Annotated in this window: 12 protein-coding genes and 1 pseudogene; 3 read left to right on the forward strand and 10 right to left on the reverse strand. The window is 71.6% G+C overall.

The annotated features are described in order from the left end of the window. Positions 1–684 (forward strand): annotated as a pseudogene (locus ACYVIP_RS30895) (hypothetical protein); the annotation flags it as partial. Between the two features lie 10 nt (positions 685–694). Here the strand turns inward: ACYVIP_RS30895 and ACYVIP_RS30900 are convergent. The 9 genes from ACYVIP_RS30900 to ACYVIP_RS30940 all read right to left on the reverse strand — a co-directional run bounded on the left by ACYVIP_RS30900 (position 695) and on the right by ACYVIP_RS30940 (position 16,142). Then, positions 695–1,939 carry an ABC transporter substrate-binding protein gene (locus ACYVIP_RS30900; protein WP_460402713.1) on the reverse strand — a complete coding sequence of 415 codons (1,245 nt, stop codon included), beginning with the start codon at positions 1,937–1,939 and terminating at the stop codon, positions 695–697. After that, entirely contained in the window at positions 1,932–4,223 is a 2,292-nt protein-coding gene (locus ACYVIP_RS30905; protein ID WP_460402715.1) for a vWA domain-containing protein, read from the reverse strand. The genes ACYVIP_RS30900 and ACYVIP_RS30905 overlap by 8 nt, the downstream gene beginning before the upstream one ends. A gap of 177 nt (positions 4,224–4,400) precedes the next feature. Then, positions 4,401–9,179, reverse strand: a complete 4,779-nt coding sequence (locus ACYVIP_RS30910) for a ThuA domain-containing protein (protein ID WP_460402717.1) — start codon at positions 9,177–9,179, stop codon at positions 4,401–4,403. 78 nt (positions 9,180–9,257) lie between these two features. Continuing rightward, positions 9,258–10,067 (reverse strand): sugar phosphate isomerase/epimerase family protein, encoded by an 810-nt coding sequence (locus tag ACYVIP_RS30915; RefSeq protein WP_460402719.1) that lies wholly within the window; start codon positions 10,065–10,067, stop codon positions 9,258–9,260. Positions 10,068–10,225: 158 nt separating this feature from the next. Beyond that, positions 10,226–11,404 (reverse strand): substrate-binding domain-containing protein, encoded by a 1,179-nt coding sequence (locus ACYVIP_RS30920; protein ID WP_460402721.1) that lies wholly within the window; start codon positions 11,402–11,404, stop codon positions 10,226–10,228. 23 nt (positions 11,405–11,427) lie between these two features. Then, positions 11,428–12,420 (reverse strand): ABC transporter permease, encoded by a 993-nt coding sequence (locus ACYVIP_RS30925; RefSeq protein WP_460402723.1) that lies wholly within the window; start codon positions 12,418–12,420, stop codon positions 11,428–11,430. Between the two features lie 7 nt (positions 12,421–12,427). Further along, positions 12,428–13,354: an ABC transporter permease gene (locus ACYVIP_RS30930; protein ID WP_460402736.1), complete on the reverse strand. Its 927-nt coding sequence runs from the start codon at positions 13,352–13,354 to the stop codon at positions 12,428–12,430. Positions 13,355–13,452: 98 nt separating this feature from the next. Further along, entirely contained in the window at positions 13,453–14,931 is a 1,479-nt protein-coding gene (locus tag ACYVIP_RS30935; RefSeq protein WP_460402726.1) for a sugar ABC transporter ATP-binding protein, read from the reverse strand. Positions 14,932–15,017: 86 nt separating this feature from the next. Then, positions 15,018–16,142: a Gfo/Idh/MocA family protein gene (locus ACYVIP_RS30940; RefSeq protein WP_460402728.1), complete on the reverse strand. Its 1,125-nt coding sequence runs from the start codon at positions 16,140–16,142 to the stop codon at positions 15,018–15,020. A gap of 132 nt (positions 16,143–16,274) precedes the next feature. On the opposite strand from ACYVIP_RS30940, the gene ACYVIP_RS30945 reads away from it, so the two are divergent. After that, a complete protein-coding gene (locus ACYVIP_RS30945; RefSeq protein ID WP_460402730.1) occupies positions 16,275–17,471 on the forward strand; it encodes an ROK family protein in 1,197 nt (398 codons plus the stop codon). Here ACYVIP_RS30945 and ACYVIP_RS30950 read toward each other — a convergent pair. Beyond that, entirely contained in the window at positions 17,468–17,911 is a 444-nt protein-coding gene (locus ACYVIP_RS30950; RefSeq protein ID WP_460402732.1) for a hypothetical protein, read from the reverse strand. The genes ACYVIP_RS30945 and ACYVIP_RS30950 overlap by 4 nt on opposite strands. 129 nt (positions 17,912–18,040) lie before the next feature. Between ACYVIP_RS30950 and ACYVIP_RS30955 the strand changes: the two genes are divergently transcribed. Next, the coding region (locus ACYVIP_RS30955; RefSeq protein ID WP_460402734.1) for an AAA family ATPase at positions 18,041–19,103 on the forward strand (1,063 nt) is incomplete at its 3' end.

Consider the following 19,103-nt stretch of genomic DNA (forward strand, 5'->3'; position numbering starts at 1 on the left):
CCTCCGCCCGCGCCGGCGCCGGCGCCCGAGCCGGCGCAGACACCGCCGCCGGTCCCCGCGCCGGCCACGCCCGCCGACCCGAAGCGTCGCCGGTTCCTGCTCGCGCTGGCCGCGTTGTTCGTCCTGGTCGCGGTGACCACCACGCTGATCACCATCAACGCCAACGGCGGCCAGCCGGCCGACGACGACGCTGGCCAGCCGCCCGCCGCCGGCCAGTCGTCCACTTCGGACACCCCGCCGCCGGAGGAGGAGTCCGAGGAGTCGGCGGCGGAGGACGCCGAGGACGAGCCGACCGACCAACCGTCCACACCGGACAACCCGCCCGCGGCGACACCGCCCCCGGGCACCGAGGTCGCCCCGCCGAACACACCGCCGGCGGCACCGGCGACCGGCGCCGAGACGATCACCGCGTACTACGCGCTGATGCCCGGCGACCTGCAGACGGCCTGGACCCAGCTGACCCCCAGGTTCCAGCGGAAACCGGCCGGCGGCTTCGGCGGCTACACCGCCTACTGGGGCACGGTCAGTTCGGTGACCGCGTCCGGTGCGTCCGGTCAGGGCGCCACGGTCGAGGTGACGCTGGACTACGTGTACAAGGACGGCCGCAACATCCGCGAACGCCACCGCTACGGGCTGGTCAACCAGAACGGCCGCTGGCTGATCGACACCGTCGTCATCTTCTGACGGGCCGTGCTCAGCCGGGGCGCGTGATCCGCGCCAGCCGCTCGGCCAGGTCCTCGACCCGGTCGTCGGCCGCGGTCGGTTTCTCGAGCGCGTCGCCGACGTGTTCCTGGATGGCGTCGCTGACGTCCTCGTAGTAGGGCACCGGCGGGCGTGCCCGCGCGTCGCGCAGGCTCTCGCCGAGCACCTTCAGGTACGGGCGGTCAGCGAGCAGTTCGGGGTCCTGGTACAGCGCGGCGATGGTGGGGCCAGCGCTCGCCTGCTGGAACGCCAGCCGCTGGTTGTCCTCACTGGTGAGGAACTTGATGAAGTCCCTGGCGGTGCGGCGGTGGGCGGAACAGCTGGAGATGCCGAGGTTCCAGCCACCGAGCGCGCTGGGGCCGGGCAGCGTGGCCACATCGAACCTGCCGGCCACCGGCGAGTTCTCGTCCGCGAGCAGCCGGTAGGCGTAGGGCCAGTTCCGCAGGAACAGCGCCGAGCCCTCCTGGAAGGCCTCGCGGCTCTGCTCCTCCTTGAACCCGAGCGCCTCGTGCGGGATCCACCCGTCCTGTACACCCTCGGCGAGCAGCCGCACCCCCGCGCGTGCCTGCTCGCTGCCGACGAGCACGGTGCCGTCCGGGGCGAGGACGTCGCCGCCTGCGCCCCAGATCGCCTCGAAGGCGTTCACCGCGAGACCCTCGTACCGGTCGAACTGGCCGACGTAGCCGTACATGCCCGGCGGCGGGTCGCTGGCCTGCTCGGCCAGTTCCGTCCAGGTCGCCGGTGGCTCGACGAGATCGGTGCGGTAGTAGAGCAGGCCGGGGTCGGTGCGCAGCGGGATCGCCCAGAGCCGCCCGTCCACGGTCACCGCCTCGACCGGCTTGCGCAGGAACCGGTCGGCGTCAAACTCCTCGGCGTCCAACGGCACCAGGTAGCCGCTCTCGGCGAACTCGGCGGTCCAGATGATGTCCATGGAGACCACGTCGTAGCACTGGGACGGGTAGGCGTCCGGGTCGGCGTTGGCCAGGTCCTGTGCGCGGGTCCGCAGTTGCGCGCGGTGGTCGTCGGTGCCGTAGGGCATCTCGATGAACGTGACCCGCTCGTCGTTGCCGTGGGTGCGGTTCCACGCGTCGACCTGTTGCTCGACGTACCGGTCGTCGCTGGTGTCCGGGATGTCGATGAAGATGATCGGGCCCTCCACGTCGTACCGGTCGGCCACCGGCGCGCAGCCCGCAGCGAGCAGCACCAGTGTGGCCGTGAACCGCCCTGCCCTAGCCATGTCCGCCACCCCACAGTACGGCCGCGACGCTGTCCAACGCCTCGTCGAAGTCCTTGATGTCGGCGGCCTCGTGGCACGCGCCGCCGGTGTCCCCGGTGATCTCCTGCCATCGCGTGGACACGCACACCCCGGTGCCGAAAGCGATCAGGAACACCGGAACCCCGCTGGTGCGCAGGTAGTCGACCAGCCGCGTGTGGTCCTGTTCCGACGCGGTGCTGGTGCCGGCGGCGACGATCACCACGGCGTCGTTGGTGCTCGCCGAACCGGACGCGGTGTCCAGCAGCCCGGCGACCGCGGCCCGGACCGTGCCGTACAGCCGGGCGGGCCGGTCGCTGCCACGCACCTGGTCGAGTGCCGCGCTGGTCGCGTCGGCGCCACCCGGTCGGACCGGTGCGAGCACCTTGTGGTCGACGGTGCCGGCGAGGCCCGCCGCGAACATCCACAGTCCGACCGCGTCGCGTTCGCCCACCGAGCGAAGTACCCGGTCGACGGCGTCGGTCGCCGCGCTCAGCCGGGTGCCGCCGACGCTGAGGAACGGCTCGGCCATGGCCGAGGACACGTCCACCAGGATCTGCACCCTGGCCGATTTCCTGGCCGCGTGGAACGCCGCGAGTACCGCCCCCACGTCGACGGTGCCGACGGTCAGCTCCGGTGGGCGGCCCGGCGGCACGTCCGTGATGGGCGCCAGGTCGCGGTCGCGGTCACGAAACCATGCTCGGCGCAGCGCGTCCTGTCCGTGTGGCCCGGTCAGGTACTGGTGGAGCCGGTGCAGCGCCCGCTCGCGGACCGGGTTGGCCGGTCGTTCTCGCCAGGTGACCGTGATGAACGGGTGGTCGAGGTAGAGGGTGCCTTCGCGCGGGTGGCTGAGCTCCAGGCGGGCGCCGTCCGGGGGTGCGCACCGGCCGCCGGCGGGGCTGCCCTCGTTGTACTCGATGGCGACCTTCTCCGATACCAGCACGGTGTCGTCGGTCAGTGAGCACAGCGCGGTCTCGCCGTCGTTGTCGGCCGCGACCGCCTGCTCGACGCCGTGCAGCAAGCCGGGTGCCGCGGCGGCGGTGAGGGTGTCGCGGTCCAGGTGCTGGTCGAGCACCGCGGCGTAGAGCGCGACGGTGGCCACCAGCCCGGCGCCGGAGGACACCGGGCTTGGCCGGTGGGTTCGCTGGTCGCGACGGGCGGTGGCGAGCAGATCGTCCCAGGTGTTCGGCTGTTCGGGGGTGGCGCCGCGCTGGCGGGGGCGCGCGAGGATGAGCGGTGAGAACGCGATCGGGCCGCGGTGGTCGAGCACGACGTCCTGTCGGCCTTCGGCGCGCAGGGCCGCGAGCGCGGCCTCGTACTCGAGGCTGGAGTCGGGCAGCAGGACGTGTGGTTCCGGGCCGACTTCCGGCAGATCGTTCAGCCCACCCCAGCCGCGGGCGATGGCACCGATCACCGCGTCGGCCGAGCGGGCGACCGTGACCTGCACGGTCACGCCGTGGCAGCCCTGTTCGTCGCGTTCGGCGTCCTCGAAGTCGGCGGCGAGTTCCTGGATCACCCGTTCCTTCTCGGCGGAGACGTTCACGTTGACCTGGATCGGCTCGACGCATCGCCGCGCGGGTGGTTGGGCGGCGAGCACGTTCGTGGCGAGGCCGCAGACCAGCAACAGCACGGTGAGCAAGGCCACCCCGGTGGGCAACCGGCGTCGTCCCGGTTCGCGGTGTTGGCCACGTCCGTTGTGTGTCCTGTGTGGAACGCGCTGGTCGGGCAGGCAGATCCAGGCGGTGGCGCGGGTTTCCCGCACGGCGACCACGACACGCTCATAGCGGCGGACGTTCACCACGAGATCGGGAATGAGCACGCTGCGGAAGAACTCGTCCGAGGTGATCAGCGCGAGAATTCCGCTGGAGTGTGTGAGCGCGTCCTTGAGTTCGTCGGATTCCAGCAGGCGGCCGGCGTGGACGACCGCCGGGCCGGAAAGGCCCTGGCGGTCGCGGTCGATCTCCCCGGCGTGCAGCACGATTCGGAGTCGAATTCTCGTCTGCTCGTCGGCGGTGGCGTTGTGCTGTCGCAGAAGTCCGGCCAGCTCGGTGGGCAGGCCTTCGATGAGCCGTTTGTTGTCCCTGTCCGGTGGCAGGTACACCAGGATTCCGTCGTCCCGGTCCTCCCGTTGACAGTGTTCCCATGGCAGGCCGCAGCGTTCGAACGCGGTGGACATCGCGGTCGCCAGTGTTTCGCGCACCGCGGTCCGGTGGGACTCGTCCCGGCTGGCAAAATCCTCGACATCGACCGCGATGATCACGTGGTACATCGCCGTTCACGCGCCTCCCGGCCACCTTCGAAGGACCTGGAATGCGACCAGCCTAATGCGCGCGACCAGGCTGGGTCGGGAATTCGGGAATCCTCTCGCGGCGGGGCGATGGCGCCCCGGGCCGGTGGCAAGCCGGCCCGGGGCCGGGGGCGGACCGGCATCCGCCCCCGTCGTTGGCTAGCCGCGCAGTGCCGCCACCACGGCCGCCGTATCGGTGCGCAGGACGGTTTTCGCCTCCGCGTTGGGCACCAGCAGGGTGACCGAGTCGGTGAACGAGGTCAGCCACTGGATCGCCCGGTCGGTGCGGTCGCGGGCCGCTTCCCGGTGGGCCTGGTCGAGTTGGGCCTCCAGCACCAGCCCGGCCAGCCAGCCGACCTTGTTCTCCGCCTCCAGTCGGTCGAGCATCGCCTGCAGGTCGGTGATCGAGGTGCCGACGGTGAAGACCACCGTCCGCTCGGTGACGTGCCCGGCCGCGTCCGGTGCGCGGACGACCAGCGTGTGCTCACCGAGGGCCAGCGTGGGCAACGCCAGCCGGGCGCCCTTGGCCACCGCGGTGCCGTCCAGGGTGGCCGCGACCTCGCCGAGCCCGGAGGTCTCGTCCCCGGCCGTCCAGTCGAGCACCCGGTTCTCGCTGTGGCCGTAGGTCACCCCGTCGGTCAGGCCGGTCACCGCGAGCGTGGGCGCGGTCGCGTCCACCCGCACCTCGACCGTGCCGACCGGTGAGGTGTTGCCGGCCCGGTCGGCTCCTCGGTACTCGACGGTGTGCGTGCCGTCGGCGGTCACCGCGAACGGCTCGGTGTAGGCGGTCCACTCGCCGCCGTCGAGCCGGTACTCGGTGGTGGCCATGCCCGAGCCGGCGCCGTCGTCGGCGGTGAGGGTCACCATCGGCGCGGTGGTGTGCCAGCCGGACTCGCCCGGCGCGGGCGAGACCTCGGCGCCAAGTGTCGGCGCCGCGGTGTCCACACCGGACACCCGGAACCAGTCGAAGTCGACGGTCACCGGGCCCTGGGTCTGTTGTGGACCGATGGCCATGACGCCGAACTTCGGGTCGGCGATGTCGTTGGTCACCGCGTCACCGAGCGAGGTCCATTCGGTGCCGCCGTCGCTGACCCAGCCGCTGTAGGTGTTGCCGGACTTGGTGAGCCGCAGGTGCCACCAGCCGCTCTCGGCGCCGCTGCCGAGGGTGACCGACCGGTTGCCGCCGTTGCCGAACTGGCCGTCGTTCTCCGAGACCAGCTCGGCTCGTAGGTCCGCTGTGGATCCGGCGCCGTTGAAGGCGACCACGTCGAACTTCACGTAGTCGTCGTCGGTGCCGTGGACCATGAAGCCGGCCAGCTGGTAGCGCTCGGCCAGCGGTGCGCGCAGCCGGGTCTCCACGGTCCAGTCGCCGCCGGGGGCGTTCTGCAGCACGAAGTTGTTCGGGTTGTCGTTCGCGCTGCCGTTGATGTCACCGGGCAGCGTGTCGACGCGCAGCACGCCGTCGGCCATCCGCATCGCGGTCAGGTCCGGGCGCAGTACCGCGTCCCAGCGGCAGCCGTCGAGCCCTTCGGTGTCGAACTCGTCGCTGGGCTCGATCGCGGCGTCGGGGTCGGCGCACTCGATCGGTGGCATCGGCGGCACGGTGGCCACGACCTGGGTGGACACCTCCTTGGCCCGGCCGGCCGCGTCGGTGACGGTCACCGTCGCGGTGTAGGTGCCCGGCTCGGTATAGGTGTGCGTCGGGTTGGCCTCGGTCGAGGTCGACCCGTCACCGAGATCCCAGGCGTAGCTGAACGGTTCGTCGCCCTCGGGGTCGGTCACCGTCGTGCTGAGCGCGACCTCCAGCGGCGCCGCACCCGAAGCCGGGGTGGCGTTGACCGCGACGTAGGGTGCCGCGTTCACCGAGACGCCCTTGCCGACGAAGTCCAGCGAGTCCACGGTGAACTGGTTGTCGGCGGTGGTCTGGAACACCGCGTACAGGGTTGTCGTGCCACCGGGGTCGGTGACCTCGGCGGGCGGCACGGTCACGTAGCCGCCGGTCTGGGGCACCGGGATGGTGGCCACCAGCGCGCCGTCGGGCGCGCCCGCGCGCAGTTCGATCGAGCCGCCCGCGCTGGATCCGTGTACCCGGGCGGCGATGCCGTCAATCTGGTGCAGGTTGACCGGGGTGAACGCGATCCAGTCCCCGTCGGAGACCTCCCCGACCCGTTTGCCCGCCTGCGCGGCCGGGTCGTCCTGCACGGTGACGCCGGAGGCCGAGCTGTGGTACTCGGCCTGCTTGTGTTTGGGTTGGAGCACCGCGAGGTCCCGGCCGGTCAGCGCGGGCTGACCGTTCGCCCCGCCGTCGGTGTAGCTGGACTCGGCGGTGTAGAAGACGTTCGCGTCGGCGTGGCCCTCGTCGTGCTGGGTGGCGAACTCGCCTTCGCACGCGTTGATCGTGTCGATCAGGTGGTCGTGTGCGTCGTGGCCGAGGGAGACCCGCAGGATCGCCGAGTCGCAGTCGGTCTGCTCCTCGGGGTCGGTGATCGTGGCGTCGAAGGCCACCTGGTCGCCGAAGTCGAAGAACCCGCCGTGCACCGGGCTGGCCAGCTCGACGGCGGGCGCGGTGTTGCCCACGGTCACCGACACGTTGGAGATCCCGGTCTTGCCGCCGGGGTCGGACACCGTGAGCTGGACGTTGTACACGCCGTTCGCGGTGAACACGTGGGTCGGGTTGGCCTCGGTCGAGGTGGTGCCGTCACCGAAGTTCCACGCGTAGGAGACCTGTTCGCCTTCCGGGTCGGCCGATCCCTCGCTGGAGAAGGCCACTTCCAGCGGCGCCGGTCCGCTGGACGGGGTGGCCGCACCGTGTGCGGCCGGGCGCCGGTCGCCTCGGGTGTAGTCGATGCGGTACACGCCGGAGTCGGGGTTGTCCCGCCCGTAGCCGCCGCCCCACTCGACCATGTAGAGCGCGCCGTCCGGGCCGAACTTCATGTCCATCGGCGCGAGCGGGGTGTTGGACACATACCAGGGGTCGATGGACAGCAGCCCGCCGTCGGCGTCCTGGTTGAACAGGAACATCCGGTTGCGCGCCCATTCGTAGAAGAACGGTTTGCCGTCGTAGAACTCCGGGAACTTCGTGTCCGACGCCAGGTCGGGGTCGTACTCGTAGCGCGGGCCGGCCATCGGCGCCTCGCCGCCGTCGCCCATCTCCGGGAACGCGTTGCCGTTGGCGCCGTTGCCGTACCAGACGGTGGGTTGTTTGGCGGCGGGCAGTTCGGTGAGGCCGGTGTTGTTGGGCGAGTCGTTCACCGGGTTGGCGCAGTCGAACTTCGCGCCGGAGGCGTTGGTGGCGAAGTCGAAGTCGTTGAACGGGATGTCGTTGGCCACGCAGTAGGGCCAGCCGTAGAACCCCGGTTCGCTGACCACGTTCCACTCGACCAGTCCGGCCGGGCCGCGGTTGGCGTTGTCCCCGCCGGCGTCCGGGCCGTAGTCGGCCATGTAGAGCGTGCCGTCGGAGGCGACCGAGAACCGGAACGGGTTGCGGAAGCCCATCGCGTAGATCTCCGGCAGGGTCTTGTCCGTGCCCGGCGCGAACATGTTGCCCTGCGGGATGGTGTAGGTGCCGTCGGCTTCCGGGTGCACGCGCAGGATCTTGCCGCGCAGGTCGTTGGTGTTGGCCGAGGTCTTCTGCGCGTCGAACAGGTCGCGGCCGTCGCGCTCGTCGATCGGCGCGTAGCCGCTGGACTGGAACGGATTGGTGTCGTCGCCGACGCCGATGTAGAGGTTGCCGCCCGGGCCGAACTCCAGGTAGCCGCCGGTGTGGCCGGGTTCCTCGCGGCGCGCGGCCGGGATGTCGAGCAGCACGACCTCGCTGGCGCGGTCGACGACGTCGCCGGTGACGGTGAACCGCGACACCCGGTTGATCTCCTCCTCGCCCGGTGGCGAGTAGTAGACGTACATATGGCCGGTGTCGGCGAAGTCGGGGGCGAGCACGAGGGAGACCAGGCCGTCCTCACCGCCGGCGTACACCGGCAGGTCCAGTGCGGTGGACACGGCGCCGGTCTCGGGGTCCCACAGCCGGATCTGGCCGAGGATCTCGGTGTAGAACACCCGCCCGTCGGGGGCGATGTCCAGCGCGGTCGGGGCCTTGGTGGTGTCGTCGAGGGTGACCTTCTCGAAGCCGGCGTCCATGGTGGCCGAGCAGTCGGCGGGGATCGCGCCGGCCGCGGTCTGGATGCCGCCCAGGACGTGTTGGCGGAACAGGGGTTCGCTGTAGGAGGAGATCGCGTGGCCCATCGCGGTGGCCCACACCCGGCCGCCCTCGGCGTCGCGGCACCAGGAGATCGGGTGGTCGGTGCCCATCGCCTCGGAGCCGGGGTCGTAGGTGTCCTCGTCGACCTCCAGCAGCGAGTGCACGTGGCCGCGCATCGTGGGGTGGAAGTTGTACCACTCCTCCGGCCGCTCCCAGCGGTCCGGCAGGTCCTTTGTGGACGCGTGCACGTCGTCGATGCGGTTGGTGGTCGCGGTGAGGCCGCCGGCGGAGTGCGCGGTCATGTGCGCGCCGCCGTTGACGAACTCGTCCCACCAGGGGAACTGCGACTCGATGTTCATGTCGGTGGCGTTGTGCACCGCGGCGATGCCGCCGCCGTTGTTGACGTAGGTTCGCACGGCCTGGCGTTGGGCGTCGGTGTCCCAGACCATGCCGCCGTTCTGCACCATCACCACGACGTCGAAGGTGGCCAGGTCGGCGTCGTTGAAGATGGCCGCGTCCTCGCTGTGCACGACCTCGAAGTTGTGTTCGGTGCTGAGCTGGGTGACCATCTCGATGGCCGCGGGGATGGAGTCGTGCCGGTAGGCGTCGGCGGCGACCTTGGTGAACAGCAGGGCCCGGAAGTCGGGGGCGGCCTGCTGGGCGGCGGCGGCCGGGGTGAGCCCGCTCAACAGCACGCTCGCCGCCAGCACGCTGAGGGCAGTTCGCAAAATGGGTCTGGGCATCGTTGCTTTCCGTTTCGCGTGAATGTCCACCACGGCGTGCCGGCGCCGTCGAAGGTAAGCCGTCGAAGCTGTGCCAGGTCAGCGGGCGCGCATCACCTCCCGCAGGTGTGCCAGACCGGTGAGCGCGAGGTCGTCCTGGGTGGGGGCGAGCGGGCGCCAGATCGACGCGGCGGTCGCGATGCTCGCGTTCTGCGCGGTGAACGACTCGATGCACAGCGGGCCGGTGTAGCCGGTGTCGGCGACCGCGGTCAGGATCGCCGGCCAGTCGAGGTGGTCGGGGCCGGGGGCGCCCCGGTCGTTGCCGCAGACCTGGACGTGGGCGACGCGGCCGGCCGCGGCCCGGATCGCGCCGGTGAGGTCGGCCTCCTCGATGTTCTGGTGGTAGAGATCCAGCGCGACCCCGCAGTGCGGCAGGTCGCCGATCGCCTCGAGGGTCTGGGCGACGGTGTTGAGCAGGCTGGTTTCGTAGCGGTTCAACGGTTCCACGGCCAGGGTGACCCCGGCGCTGCCGGCGTAGGCGAGCACCGGGGCGAGGTTGTCGCGCAGTTCGGCGTAGGTGGCGGCGCGTTCGGCCGGCAACATCCGCCAGGTGCGGCCGACCGAGGAGTAGGCGGGCCCGGCGATGACCGGGGAGCCGACCACGGCGGCCGCGTCGATGACCCCGCACAGGTAGTCCTGTGTGGACTTGATGGTGGTCTGCTCGGCGCGGACCAGTTCCCGGCCCGGCGGCATCACCAGGCAGACGGTGGCACCGAGGCCGAGGTCGGCGAGCACCCTGGCGGCCGTGGCGGGAGTCCAGTCGCCGAGGTTCTCCACGGGCAGTTCCAGGACGTCGAAACCCCACCCGGCGGTCCTGGCCGCGAGTTCGGCAAGGACCGGGTCGGTCAACGGCGAGGTCCACACCCACGTATTGACCCCGATTAATGGTCGCTCCCGCGACTGCGCTGATGCGCCGTCTTCCCTCCTCACGTGCTCGGCGCCAGGGCGCCTGCGCGCGCTCGTCAGTCCAGACGGCGCACGCTCCGTCGCTCCCGCTCCTGCCTGGGTCACTTCCAGGGCTCCGGGTAGCCCGGCATGGCCTCGCAGCCGCACATCGCGTAGTGCAGTGGCGGCATGTCCTCGGCGACGTAGCCATCCACGTCCTGCTGGGTGATCGTCGGCTGCGGCAGCACCCACTCGCTGGGCACCTGCTCCCCCTTGAGGATCTTCAGCGCCGCGATGACCGGGGTGCGCCACTGGTAGGTCGGGTAGGTCGGTGCCACCGCGGTCAGGCCCTCGTCGGCCCACAGCCGCAGGAAGTCCTGCTGGTCCTCGCCGACGAACGCGGGCACGTCCACGCCCGCGTCCTGGAAGGCCTCGATCGCGGCGACCGAGGTGGCGCCCGCGTCCATCCACACGCCGTCGATCTGGCCCTCGCGTTGGATGTAGTCGGCCACGATGCTCTTGGTCTTGGCCGCGTCGCCGTCGGTGAACTCCACGCCGACCACGTCCAGCTCGCTGTCGGCGAAGATCTCGTTGGCCGCGGCCCACCGCTGCTCCAACACGTCCACGCCGGGCAGGATGCGCAGCGCGAGGATCTTGCCGCCGGCGTCGACGTTGTCGGTCAGGAACTCCGCGCCGTTGGCGCCGAAGGCGAACCCGCCGATCGGGTGGATGAACGTGACCGGGCAGTCGGTGTTCACGCCGCGGTCGAACACGATCACCGGTACCCCGGTCTCGCACGCGGCCTCGACCGCGGGGGTGAGGGTGGCGGTGGTGTTCGGCGAGATGATCAGCGCGCTGCAGCCCTGGCCGGACAGCGACTGGATGTCGCTGATCTGCTTGTCGTCCTTGGCTTCGGCGTCCAGCACGGTGAACTTGCCGATCTCCGGGTGCTGTTCGACCTCCTGCGCCATGGTGGTGTACCCGACCTGGCGCCACGGGTTGTTGACCGCAGCGTTGGAGAAGCACAGGTTGTAGTTGCCGCCCGGTTTGGCGTACTGCGCGGTGTCCACCAGCTCCGGTTCGATCATCTGCTCCCACGGCCTGTCGGCCGGGCCGTCGGCGCTGGCGTCGCGGAAGGCGAGCTGGCGGTCGTACTCGGCCTGGTCGAAGAACTCCGACTTGGCCGCGTCGGCCGCCGACGAGCCGCCGCCACCGCCGTCGTTGTCGGCGGGTAACTCGCTGGAGCACCCGGCGAGCACGAGCGCACCCACCGCCGCGACCACGGCCAGTTTCCTGTTCATCGTCATTGATCTCCTCGGAACCTCTAGGGGGTGGGTGCTGGTCGGGGACGGACGCGTTGTCGGACGCGTTGGCGCAGGCCGGTGCCGAGCGCGGCGTAGGCGACCGCGGCGATGATGATCACGCCCTGGACGGCCGACTCGAGCGCGCCGGCCACACCGAGCAGGTTGAGCAGGGTGAACAGGGCCTCCAGGGACAGTGCGCCGGCGGTGGCCGCGACCACCGATCCCCGGCCGCCGCCCAGCAGCACGCCGCCGAGCACGACCGCGGTGATCGCCCGGAACTCCAGGCCTTCGCCGACCTGTGCCGAGACGCCGGCGAAGCCGCCGAGCAGGATCGCGGCGACCGCGGCCAGCCCGCCGGAGAGCACGAACGCCAGCAGCCGCAACCGGTCGACCTGTCCGCCGGCCAGCGCGACGGCCTGTTCGTTGTCGCCGACCGCGACCAGTGCCCGGCCGGTGCCGCTGCGCATGAACAGCACCGCGGCGACCAGGATCACCAGCAGGATCAGCACCGAGAACGGCACCTCGCCCAGGAGCGGCACGTCGACCGAGCCGCGGCCGAACTGGCGGAACGCGGTGGACAGCGCGCCGCGGGGGGCGCCGTCGGTCCACAGGAACACCGCGCCGTCGAGCACCAGCAGCATGCCGAGGGTGACGATGAACGAGGGCACCAGGAGCTTGGTGGTGATCAGCCCGTTGACCAGGCCGACCAGCAGCCCGAACGCGAGCACCAGCACCACCACCCAGGCGGTGGCCGACTCGTCGCCGTCGATGAGTCTGGCCGCGATCACCACCCCGGCGGTCACCAGCGCGCCGACCGACAGGTCGAACCCGCCGGAGACGATCACGAAGTACTGGCCGATCGCGAGGATCATCAGCGGGGCGGCGCGTTTGAGCAGCGCGAGGTAGCCCTCGACCGAGTCGTAGGCCGGGCCGGCGATCGCGAGCCCGATCAGCAGCGCCACCAGGACGACGAGCACCGGTGCGGTGCCCTCGGCCAGCCGTAGCCGTTTCACTGGTAGGTCACCGGGCCTTTCGCGCCATGCGCCGCGCGTACAGGGCGACCGCGGTGATCAGCACGACGCCGCGCACCACGTCCTTGAAGAACGGGTCGACCGCGAGGTCGTCGAAGATGGTGTCCAGGGTGGCGAGGATGAACACGCCGCCGATGGTGCCGACGATCCCGCCTCGGCCGCCGGCCAGCAGGGTGCCGCCGAGCACGACGGCGGCGATCGACTCGAGGTCGTAGCCGGCGTCGGTGCCGACGTAGGGGGCGCCCGAGCCCAGTCGGCTGGCCAGGTAGATGCCGGCGAGCCCGGCGGCCACCGAGCACAGCACGTGGGCGGTGACGATGGTGCGGCGGGTGCGCACGCCGGAGAGCCGGGCGACCTCGATGTCCCCGCCGACGGCGTACATGTGGTAGCCGGGGCGGGATCGGGTGAGCAGCCACCAGCACAGGGCGGCGACGCCGAGCATGAGCAGGGCGGCGATCGGGATGGGGCCGATCCGGTCGTAGCCGAGGTGTTGGAAGGTGCGGGGGACATCGCCGGCGGGGCCGGTGTAGTTGTGTTCGAGGTAGCCGCGCAGGATCAGCGCGACGCCGAGGGTCGCGATGAACGCGTTGGCGCGCAACACGGTGATCACCAGCCCGTTGACCAGGCCGACGATCGCGGCGACGGCGAGCGCGAGCAGCGCGCCGGGCACGATCATGCCGTCCTGGCCGGCCATGGTCTGCGCGGCGATCAGTGAGGTGAGGCCGACGAGGTAGGCGACCGAGAGGTCGAGTGAGCCGGTGAGGATGACCATGGTCTGGCCGATCGCGACCAGCCCGAGTGCGGTGGCCCTGGTGAAGATGTTGAGCAGTCCGGCCTGGTCGAGCAGCACCCCGCCCTGGAGCCCGACCAGCACGCTGCCGATGACCAGCAGCACGACCAACGCGAGATAGACGATGACCGTCGGCGTGAAGGAGAACCTGCTGGTAGGCGTCTGCTGCGTGGTGGCTGGTCGCTCCCGCTGCTCGGCCAACGCGCTGTCTTGTCGTGATTGCGTCACGCGACCTCGCCCACTCCGTGTCCGGTGGCCAGGCCCACCACCGCGGCCTCGGTCGCGCCTGCCGGCAGCTCCCCCGCGGGTCTGCCGTCGTGCATGACCAGGATCCGGTCGCTCATGCCGATCAGCTCGGGCAGTTCCGAGGAGATCATCAGGATCGCCACCCCGCGCCTGGCCAGCTCCCGCAGCAGGTGGTGCACGGTCTGTTTGGCGCCGACGTCGATGCCTCTGGTCGGCTCGTCGACCACCAGCACCTTCGGGTCGACCGCGAGCCATTTGGCGAGCACGACCTTCTGCTGGTTGCCGCCGGAGAGGAACCGGACCTCCTGGTGCTCGCCGCGCGCGACCACCTCCACCGAGGCCAGCAGCGCGGCGAGGTCGGTCGCCACGCGGGACCGCGCGCCCCGCAACGCGGAGCGGCGCACCAGCAACACGTTGTCCCGCACCGACTGGCGCAACGCGAGCCCCTCGCTCTTGCGGTCCTCGGTGACGAACGCGATGCCTCGGCGCACCGCCCCGCGTGGGCTGGTGATCCGCACCGGCGCGCCGCCGAGCTCGACCGTGCCGCTGGTGAACGGCTGCGCGCCGAACACCGCGCGCGCCACGGCCGAGCGGCCCGACCCCTGCAGGCCGGCCAACCCGACGATCTCGCCCGCGCGGACCTCCAGGTCAACGTCGCGGATCCGGTCATTGCCCCCGCCGGTGACGCGCAGCATGGTCTGGCCGAGGTCGGCCGGTGCGGCGCGTGGCGGGTAGAGCGCGCTCAGGTCCCGGCCGACCATGTGGCGCACGAGGTCCTCGGAGGTCAGCTCGTCGGTCGGCGCGCAGATCACGAAGGCGCCGTCCTTGAGCACGGTGATCCGGTCGCTGAGGTCGAACACCTCCCGCATCCGGTGGGAGACGTACAGCACCGCGATCCCGCGGGCCCGTAGGCGGCGGACCAGGTCGTAGAGCAGTTCGACCTCGTGGTCGGCCAGGGCGGCGGTCGGCTCGTCCATGGCGAGCACGGTGGCGTCGGTGGCCAGTGCCTTGACGATCTCCACGACCTGCCGTTGGGCCACCGACAGCGAGGACACCGAGGCGGTGGGGTCGATGCCGTCCTCGCCGAGCCAGTCGAGCAGCTCGGCGGTGTCGCGGACCATCCGCGCGCGGTCCACCCGCAGCCGGCGGACCGGTTCGCGGCCGAGGTAGACGTTCTCGGCGACGCTGCGGTGTGGGAGGAGGGTGAACTCCTGGTGGATGATGCCGATGCCGGCGCGTTGGGCGTCGGCCGGGCCGGCGAAGGTGTGCGCGACGCCGTCGATCTCGACGGTGCCCTCGTCGGCGCGGTGGACCCCGGCGAGGACCTTGAGCAGGGTGGACTTGCCGGCGCCGTTCTCGCCCATGAGCGCGTGCACCTCACCGGCGCGCAGTTCCAGATCCACGCCGCGCAGCACCGGCACCCCGAGGAAAGCCTTGCTGATCCCCGCAAGGCGCACTGTTCCGCCTCCCCGGGACTCAACTGTGTTGGTCGCGTCGGGGAGCGCCTGGGACGGCTGTGATTCTGGGGTTGGCGGACGGTCGCTCACTGGTCTACCGCCACCCATGCCCCGTCCTGGGCCGCTGAGGTGAGTACGGCGTCGGTGAGCCGGGCGGTGCGGAGGCCGTCGGCGAAGGTGGGCAGGCCGTCGGGGGCCTGGCCGCGGATGGCGGCGTAGGTGTCGGCGACGAACGCGTCGAAGCAGTCCTGGTAGCCCTGGGCGTGTCCGGCCGGCACCCGGACGTAGCGGGCGGCGGAGGCGTGCAGGGTGGCCGGGTCGCGTAGCAGGATCTGGCCGCCTTCCCGGTGTCCGACCCAGAGGCGTTCGGGGTCCTCCTGGTCGAAGGCGAAGCTGGCGTCGGTGCCGGACAGCTCCAGGTGCAGGCGGTTCTTGCGGCCGGCGGCGACCTGGGAGACCAGCAGGGTGCCGACCAGGCCGCCGGTGGTGGTGAACAGGACGGCGGCGAGGTCCTCGGTGGGTGGCCGGGGTTGTCCTTGGCGGCCGTGCACGACCGTGGTCCTGGCGCTGAGCCGGTCGATGCGGTCGCCGGTGACGAACTCGAACAGGTCCGACCAGTGGGAGCCGATGTCGCCGAAGGCGCGGGAGGCCCCGCCGAGTCCGGCGTCGACGCGCCAGTTGTCGTCGGTGGGTCTGGACAGCCAGTCCTGCAGGTAGCTGCCGGTGACGCTGGTGAGCGCGCCGGCCTGGCCGGCGGCCAGACGGGCGCGCAGCTCCCGGATCATCGGGTGGAACCGGTAGACGAACGGCACGGTGGCGACCCGGTCCTTCGCCGCGGCCACCAGCGCGCCGGCCTCGGGCACGCCGGTGGCCAGGGGTTTCTCGCAGACCACGTGCGCGCCGGCGGCGAGGGCCGCAGTGGCGACCGGGGCGTGGGTGGCGTTGGGCGTGCACACGTGCAGCACGTCGACCTCGGCCGCGTCGAGCAGTTCGGTGACCCCGAGGTAGCCGCGTTCGGCGCCGATGGCCTCGGCGGCCGCGGTGGCGCGGTCCGGGCTGGAGGCGGTGGCGGCCACGACGGTCGCGCCGGCGCGACGGGCGGCCTCCGCGTGCACGCGACCCATGAAGCCCGCGCCGACGACGCCGACGCGCAGGGTCCGCGACCGCGCACCCAACCCACTGCCGGGGGCTGTTAGGTGGGTCACAGACATACGGCGAACGTAAACCGTACTTATGGCACGTGTCAATCAAAAGCATGCCAATGATCCGACCATTTACGGTGGTCAACACGTCGAACTGCGGTTTCGTGTGGCTGAAGTCCGCCGGTTGGGTTTAATTAGTGGATGCAGGACGGGCAGACCACCACCACACCGCCTGGGACGACGCCGGGAACGACGTCACCAGGCGAGCTGCTGCGCCTGCTGCGCGACGGCCACGCACGTACCCGCGCCGAGCTGGCGACCGAGACCGGACTGGCCCGCTCGACGGTCCGCTCCCGGCTCGACGCGCTGATGGACGCCGGCCTGGTCTCCGACTGGGGCAACGACGCCACCACCGGCGGCCGCCCAGCCAGCCGGTTCGTGTTCAACGCCGGGGCGCGCGTCGCCCTGGCCGCCGAGGTGGGCGCGACGCACGCGACGGTCGCGGTCACCGACCTGACCGGCGAGCCGCTGGCCACCGAGACACTGGTGCTGGACATCGCCGACGGCCCGGACGCGGTGCTCGGGCTGCTCACCGACACCTGGCGGCGGATGCGCACCGAGCACGGCATCATCGCGCCGGTGGCCGGCGTGGGCATCGGCCTGCCGGGGCCGGTGGAGCACTCGACCGGCAAGCCGACCCATCCGCCGATCATGCCGGGCTGGAACGGCTACGACGTGCCGGCCAGGGTGCACGCCGAGTACCCGGTGTCGGTGCTGGTCGACAACGAGGTCAACCTGATGGCGCTGGGTGAGCACGTGCGGTGTTTCCCCACCGAACAGAACATGATCTTCGTGAAGGTCGCGACCGGCATCGGCTCCGGGCTGATCAGCAACGGCCTGCTGCACCGGGGCGATGTGGGCGCGGCGGGCGACCTCGGCCACATCCTGGCCCCCAGCGCGGGCGCGGTGCCCTGTCGGTGTGGCAACAGCGGCTGCCTGGAGGCGGTGGCCAGCGGCCCCGCGGTGGCCGCCAAGCTGCTGGCCACCGGCATCGAGGCGAGCACCAGCGCGGATGTGGTCGCGCTGGTGCAGGCGGGCAACCTCACCGCGGGGCTGCAGGTTCGGCAGGCCGGCCGGGACATCGGCGAGGTGCTGGCCGCGGTGGTGAGCCTGTTCAACCCGTCGCTGATCGTGGTCGGCGGCCAGCTCGCCCAGGCGGGCGAGATGTTGCTGGCCGGTGTCCGGGAGTCGATCTACCGCCGCTCGCTGCCGCTGGCGACCGAGCACCTGCGGATCGTCCCGTCCCAGGCCGGGGCGAACGCCGGGGTGCTCGGCGCGGCCGCGATGGTGGTGCGCCACGCGCTGTCCCCGCTGGTGCTCGACCGCGAGTTGGCCTAGCGCGCCAGGAGGTCGTCCCGGCCGAGCGCCCCGGGCTTCCAGGTCACCCAACCCCGGCACAGGAAGTAGGCGGCCACGGTGGTCACCACGACGAAGCCGTCGATGATCGCGGTCTGTCCGGCTTCCGGCTTGTCGAGCGAGATCAGGGCGAACAGCGTGACCAGGATCTTCTGCAGCAGGATGAGTTCCCACATGCCCCGCTGCTTGCGGGGGGCGATGGCCAGCATCGCCCACATGCCGGCGAACACGAGGTAGGCGGTGGTGCGCCAGAACTCGGTGAGCACGTGTTCGTCGGCCGCGTCGATCACGCGCGGGATGCCCTGGGCGAACGCGCCGAGGGTCGCGATCGCGTCGATGGCCAGCATGGTGCGCCCGATCCGGTCGCCCAGCCGTCCCGGGGGCGTGGTGGTGCGGGCGGCTGCCGTGGTGACGGTTGACATGACGAGGTTCCCTTTCCTGAATAACTCGTGCGGGTCGTGTGCGGGTCGTGTGCGGGTCACCGTCTCGCCACGGCCCGGTGTGTCGCGTCGGCAACGCCTACGTAGGTTTGACGCATTAGGTTTGAGCCCATGGGGACGCGGGCCACGGCGCCGGCAGAGCTCGTCGGCAGGCGGGCGGAGATCGAGCGGCTGGACGAGGTGACGACCGCGGCCATGGCCGGGCGTGGCGGCGCGGTGGTCGTGCGCGGCGAGGCCGGGATCGGCAAGAGCGCGCTGTTGGCGCACGCCGCGCGCACGGCGCCGGCGATGCGGGTGGTGCGCGCGTCGGGCGCGGAGTTCGAGACCGAGCTGCCCTATGCCGCGCTGCACCAACTGTGTGTGCCGCTGCTGGGTCACCTGCCCGCCTTACCCGGCCGGCACCGGGAGGCCCTCGAGGTCGCGTTCGGCAGCCGGGACGGCACGCCGGAGGTGCTGCTGGTCGGCATGGCGGTGCTGGACCTGGTGATCGCGGCCGGTCCGCTGCTGTGCCTGGTCGACGACGCCCACTGGCTGGACGCGGCGTCGGCGACGGCGGTGGCGTTCCTGGCCAGACGCATCGCGGCCGAGCCGGTCGCCATGGTCATCGCGATCCGCCCGGCACCCGAGGTCGCGGAGCTGGCCCCGTTGCCGTGCCTGGACGTCGCCGGGCTCACCGACCCGCAGGCCAGGGAGCTGCTCGGCACCCACCGCCACGCCACCCTGGACGACCAGGTGCGCGACCAGATCGTGGCCGAGGCGCGCGGCAACCCGCTGGCGCTGCTCGAACCGCCGTCGGCCGGCGGCTTCCTGCCCCCGGACCCGCCGTCGGTGCCCACCGCCGTGGAACGCGGCTTCCGGGCCAGGTTGGCGGAACTGCCGGCGCAGGCGCGGTCGTTGCTGACGGTCGCGAGCGCCGACCCGACCGGCGATCCGGTGCTGCTGTGGGCGGCGGCCGAGCATCTCGGTATCGACGTGCCGGCGGCGAGCGCGGCGGCCACCGCGACCGGGCTGGTCGAGTTCGCCACCCGGATCCGGTTCGTCCACCCGCTGGCCCGCTCGGCGGTCTACCGGTCGGCCACGCCCAGCTCGCGGCGCACCGCGAACGCGGCGCTGGCGGTGGCCACCGACGCCGAGGTCGATCCGGACCGCCGTGCCTGGCACCGGGCGCAGGCGG

The organism is Actinophytocola sediminis, from assembly GCF_054779715.1.

Bases quoted from the DNA above. Each gene is read 5' to 3' on its own strand.
- ACYVIP_RS30905 (WP_460402715.1), bottom strand. From the start codon at position 4,223: ATGTACCACGTGATCATCGCGGTCGATGTCGAGGATTTTGCCAGCCGG.
- ACYVIP_RS30950 (WP_460402732.1), bottom strand. From the start codon at position 17,911: ATGTCAACCGTCACCACGGCAGCCGCCCGCACCACCACGCCCCCGGGA.
- ACYVIP_RS30910 (WP_460402717.1), bottom strand. From the start codon at position 9,179: ATGCCCAGACCCATTTTGCGAACTGCCCTCAGCGTGCTGGCGGCGAGC.
- ACYVIP_RS30940 (WP_460402728.1), bottom strand. From the start codon at position 16,142: ATGTCTGTGACCCACCTAACAGCCCCCGGCAGTGGGTTGGGTGCGCGG.
- ACYVIP_RS30900 (WP_460402713.1), bottom strand. From the start codon at position 1,939: ATGGCTAGGGCAGGGCGGTTCACGGCCACACTGGTGCTGCTCGCTGCG.
- ACYVIP_RS30945 (WP_460402730.1), top strand. From the start codon at position 16,275: ATGCAGGACGGGCAGACCACCACCACACCGCCTGGGACGACGCCGGGA.
- ACYVIP_RS30920 (WP_460402721.1), bottom strand. From the start codon at position 11,404: ATGAACAGGAAACTGGCCGTGGTCGCGGCGGTGGGTGCGCTCGTGCTC.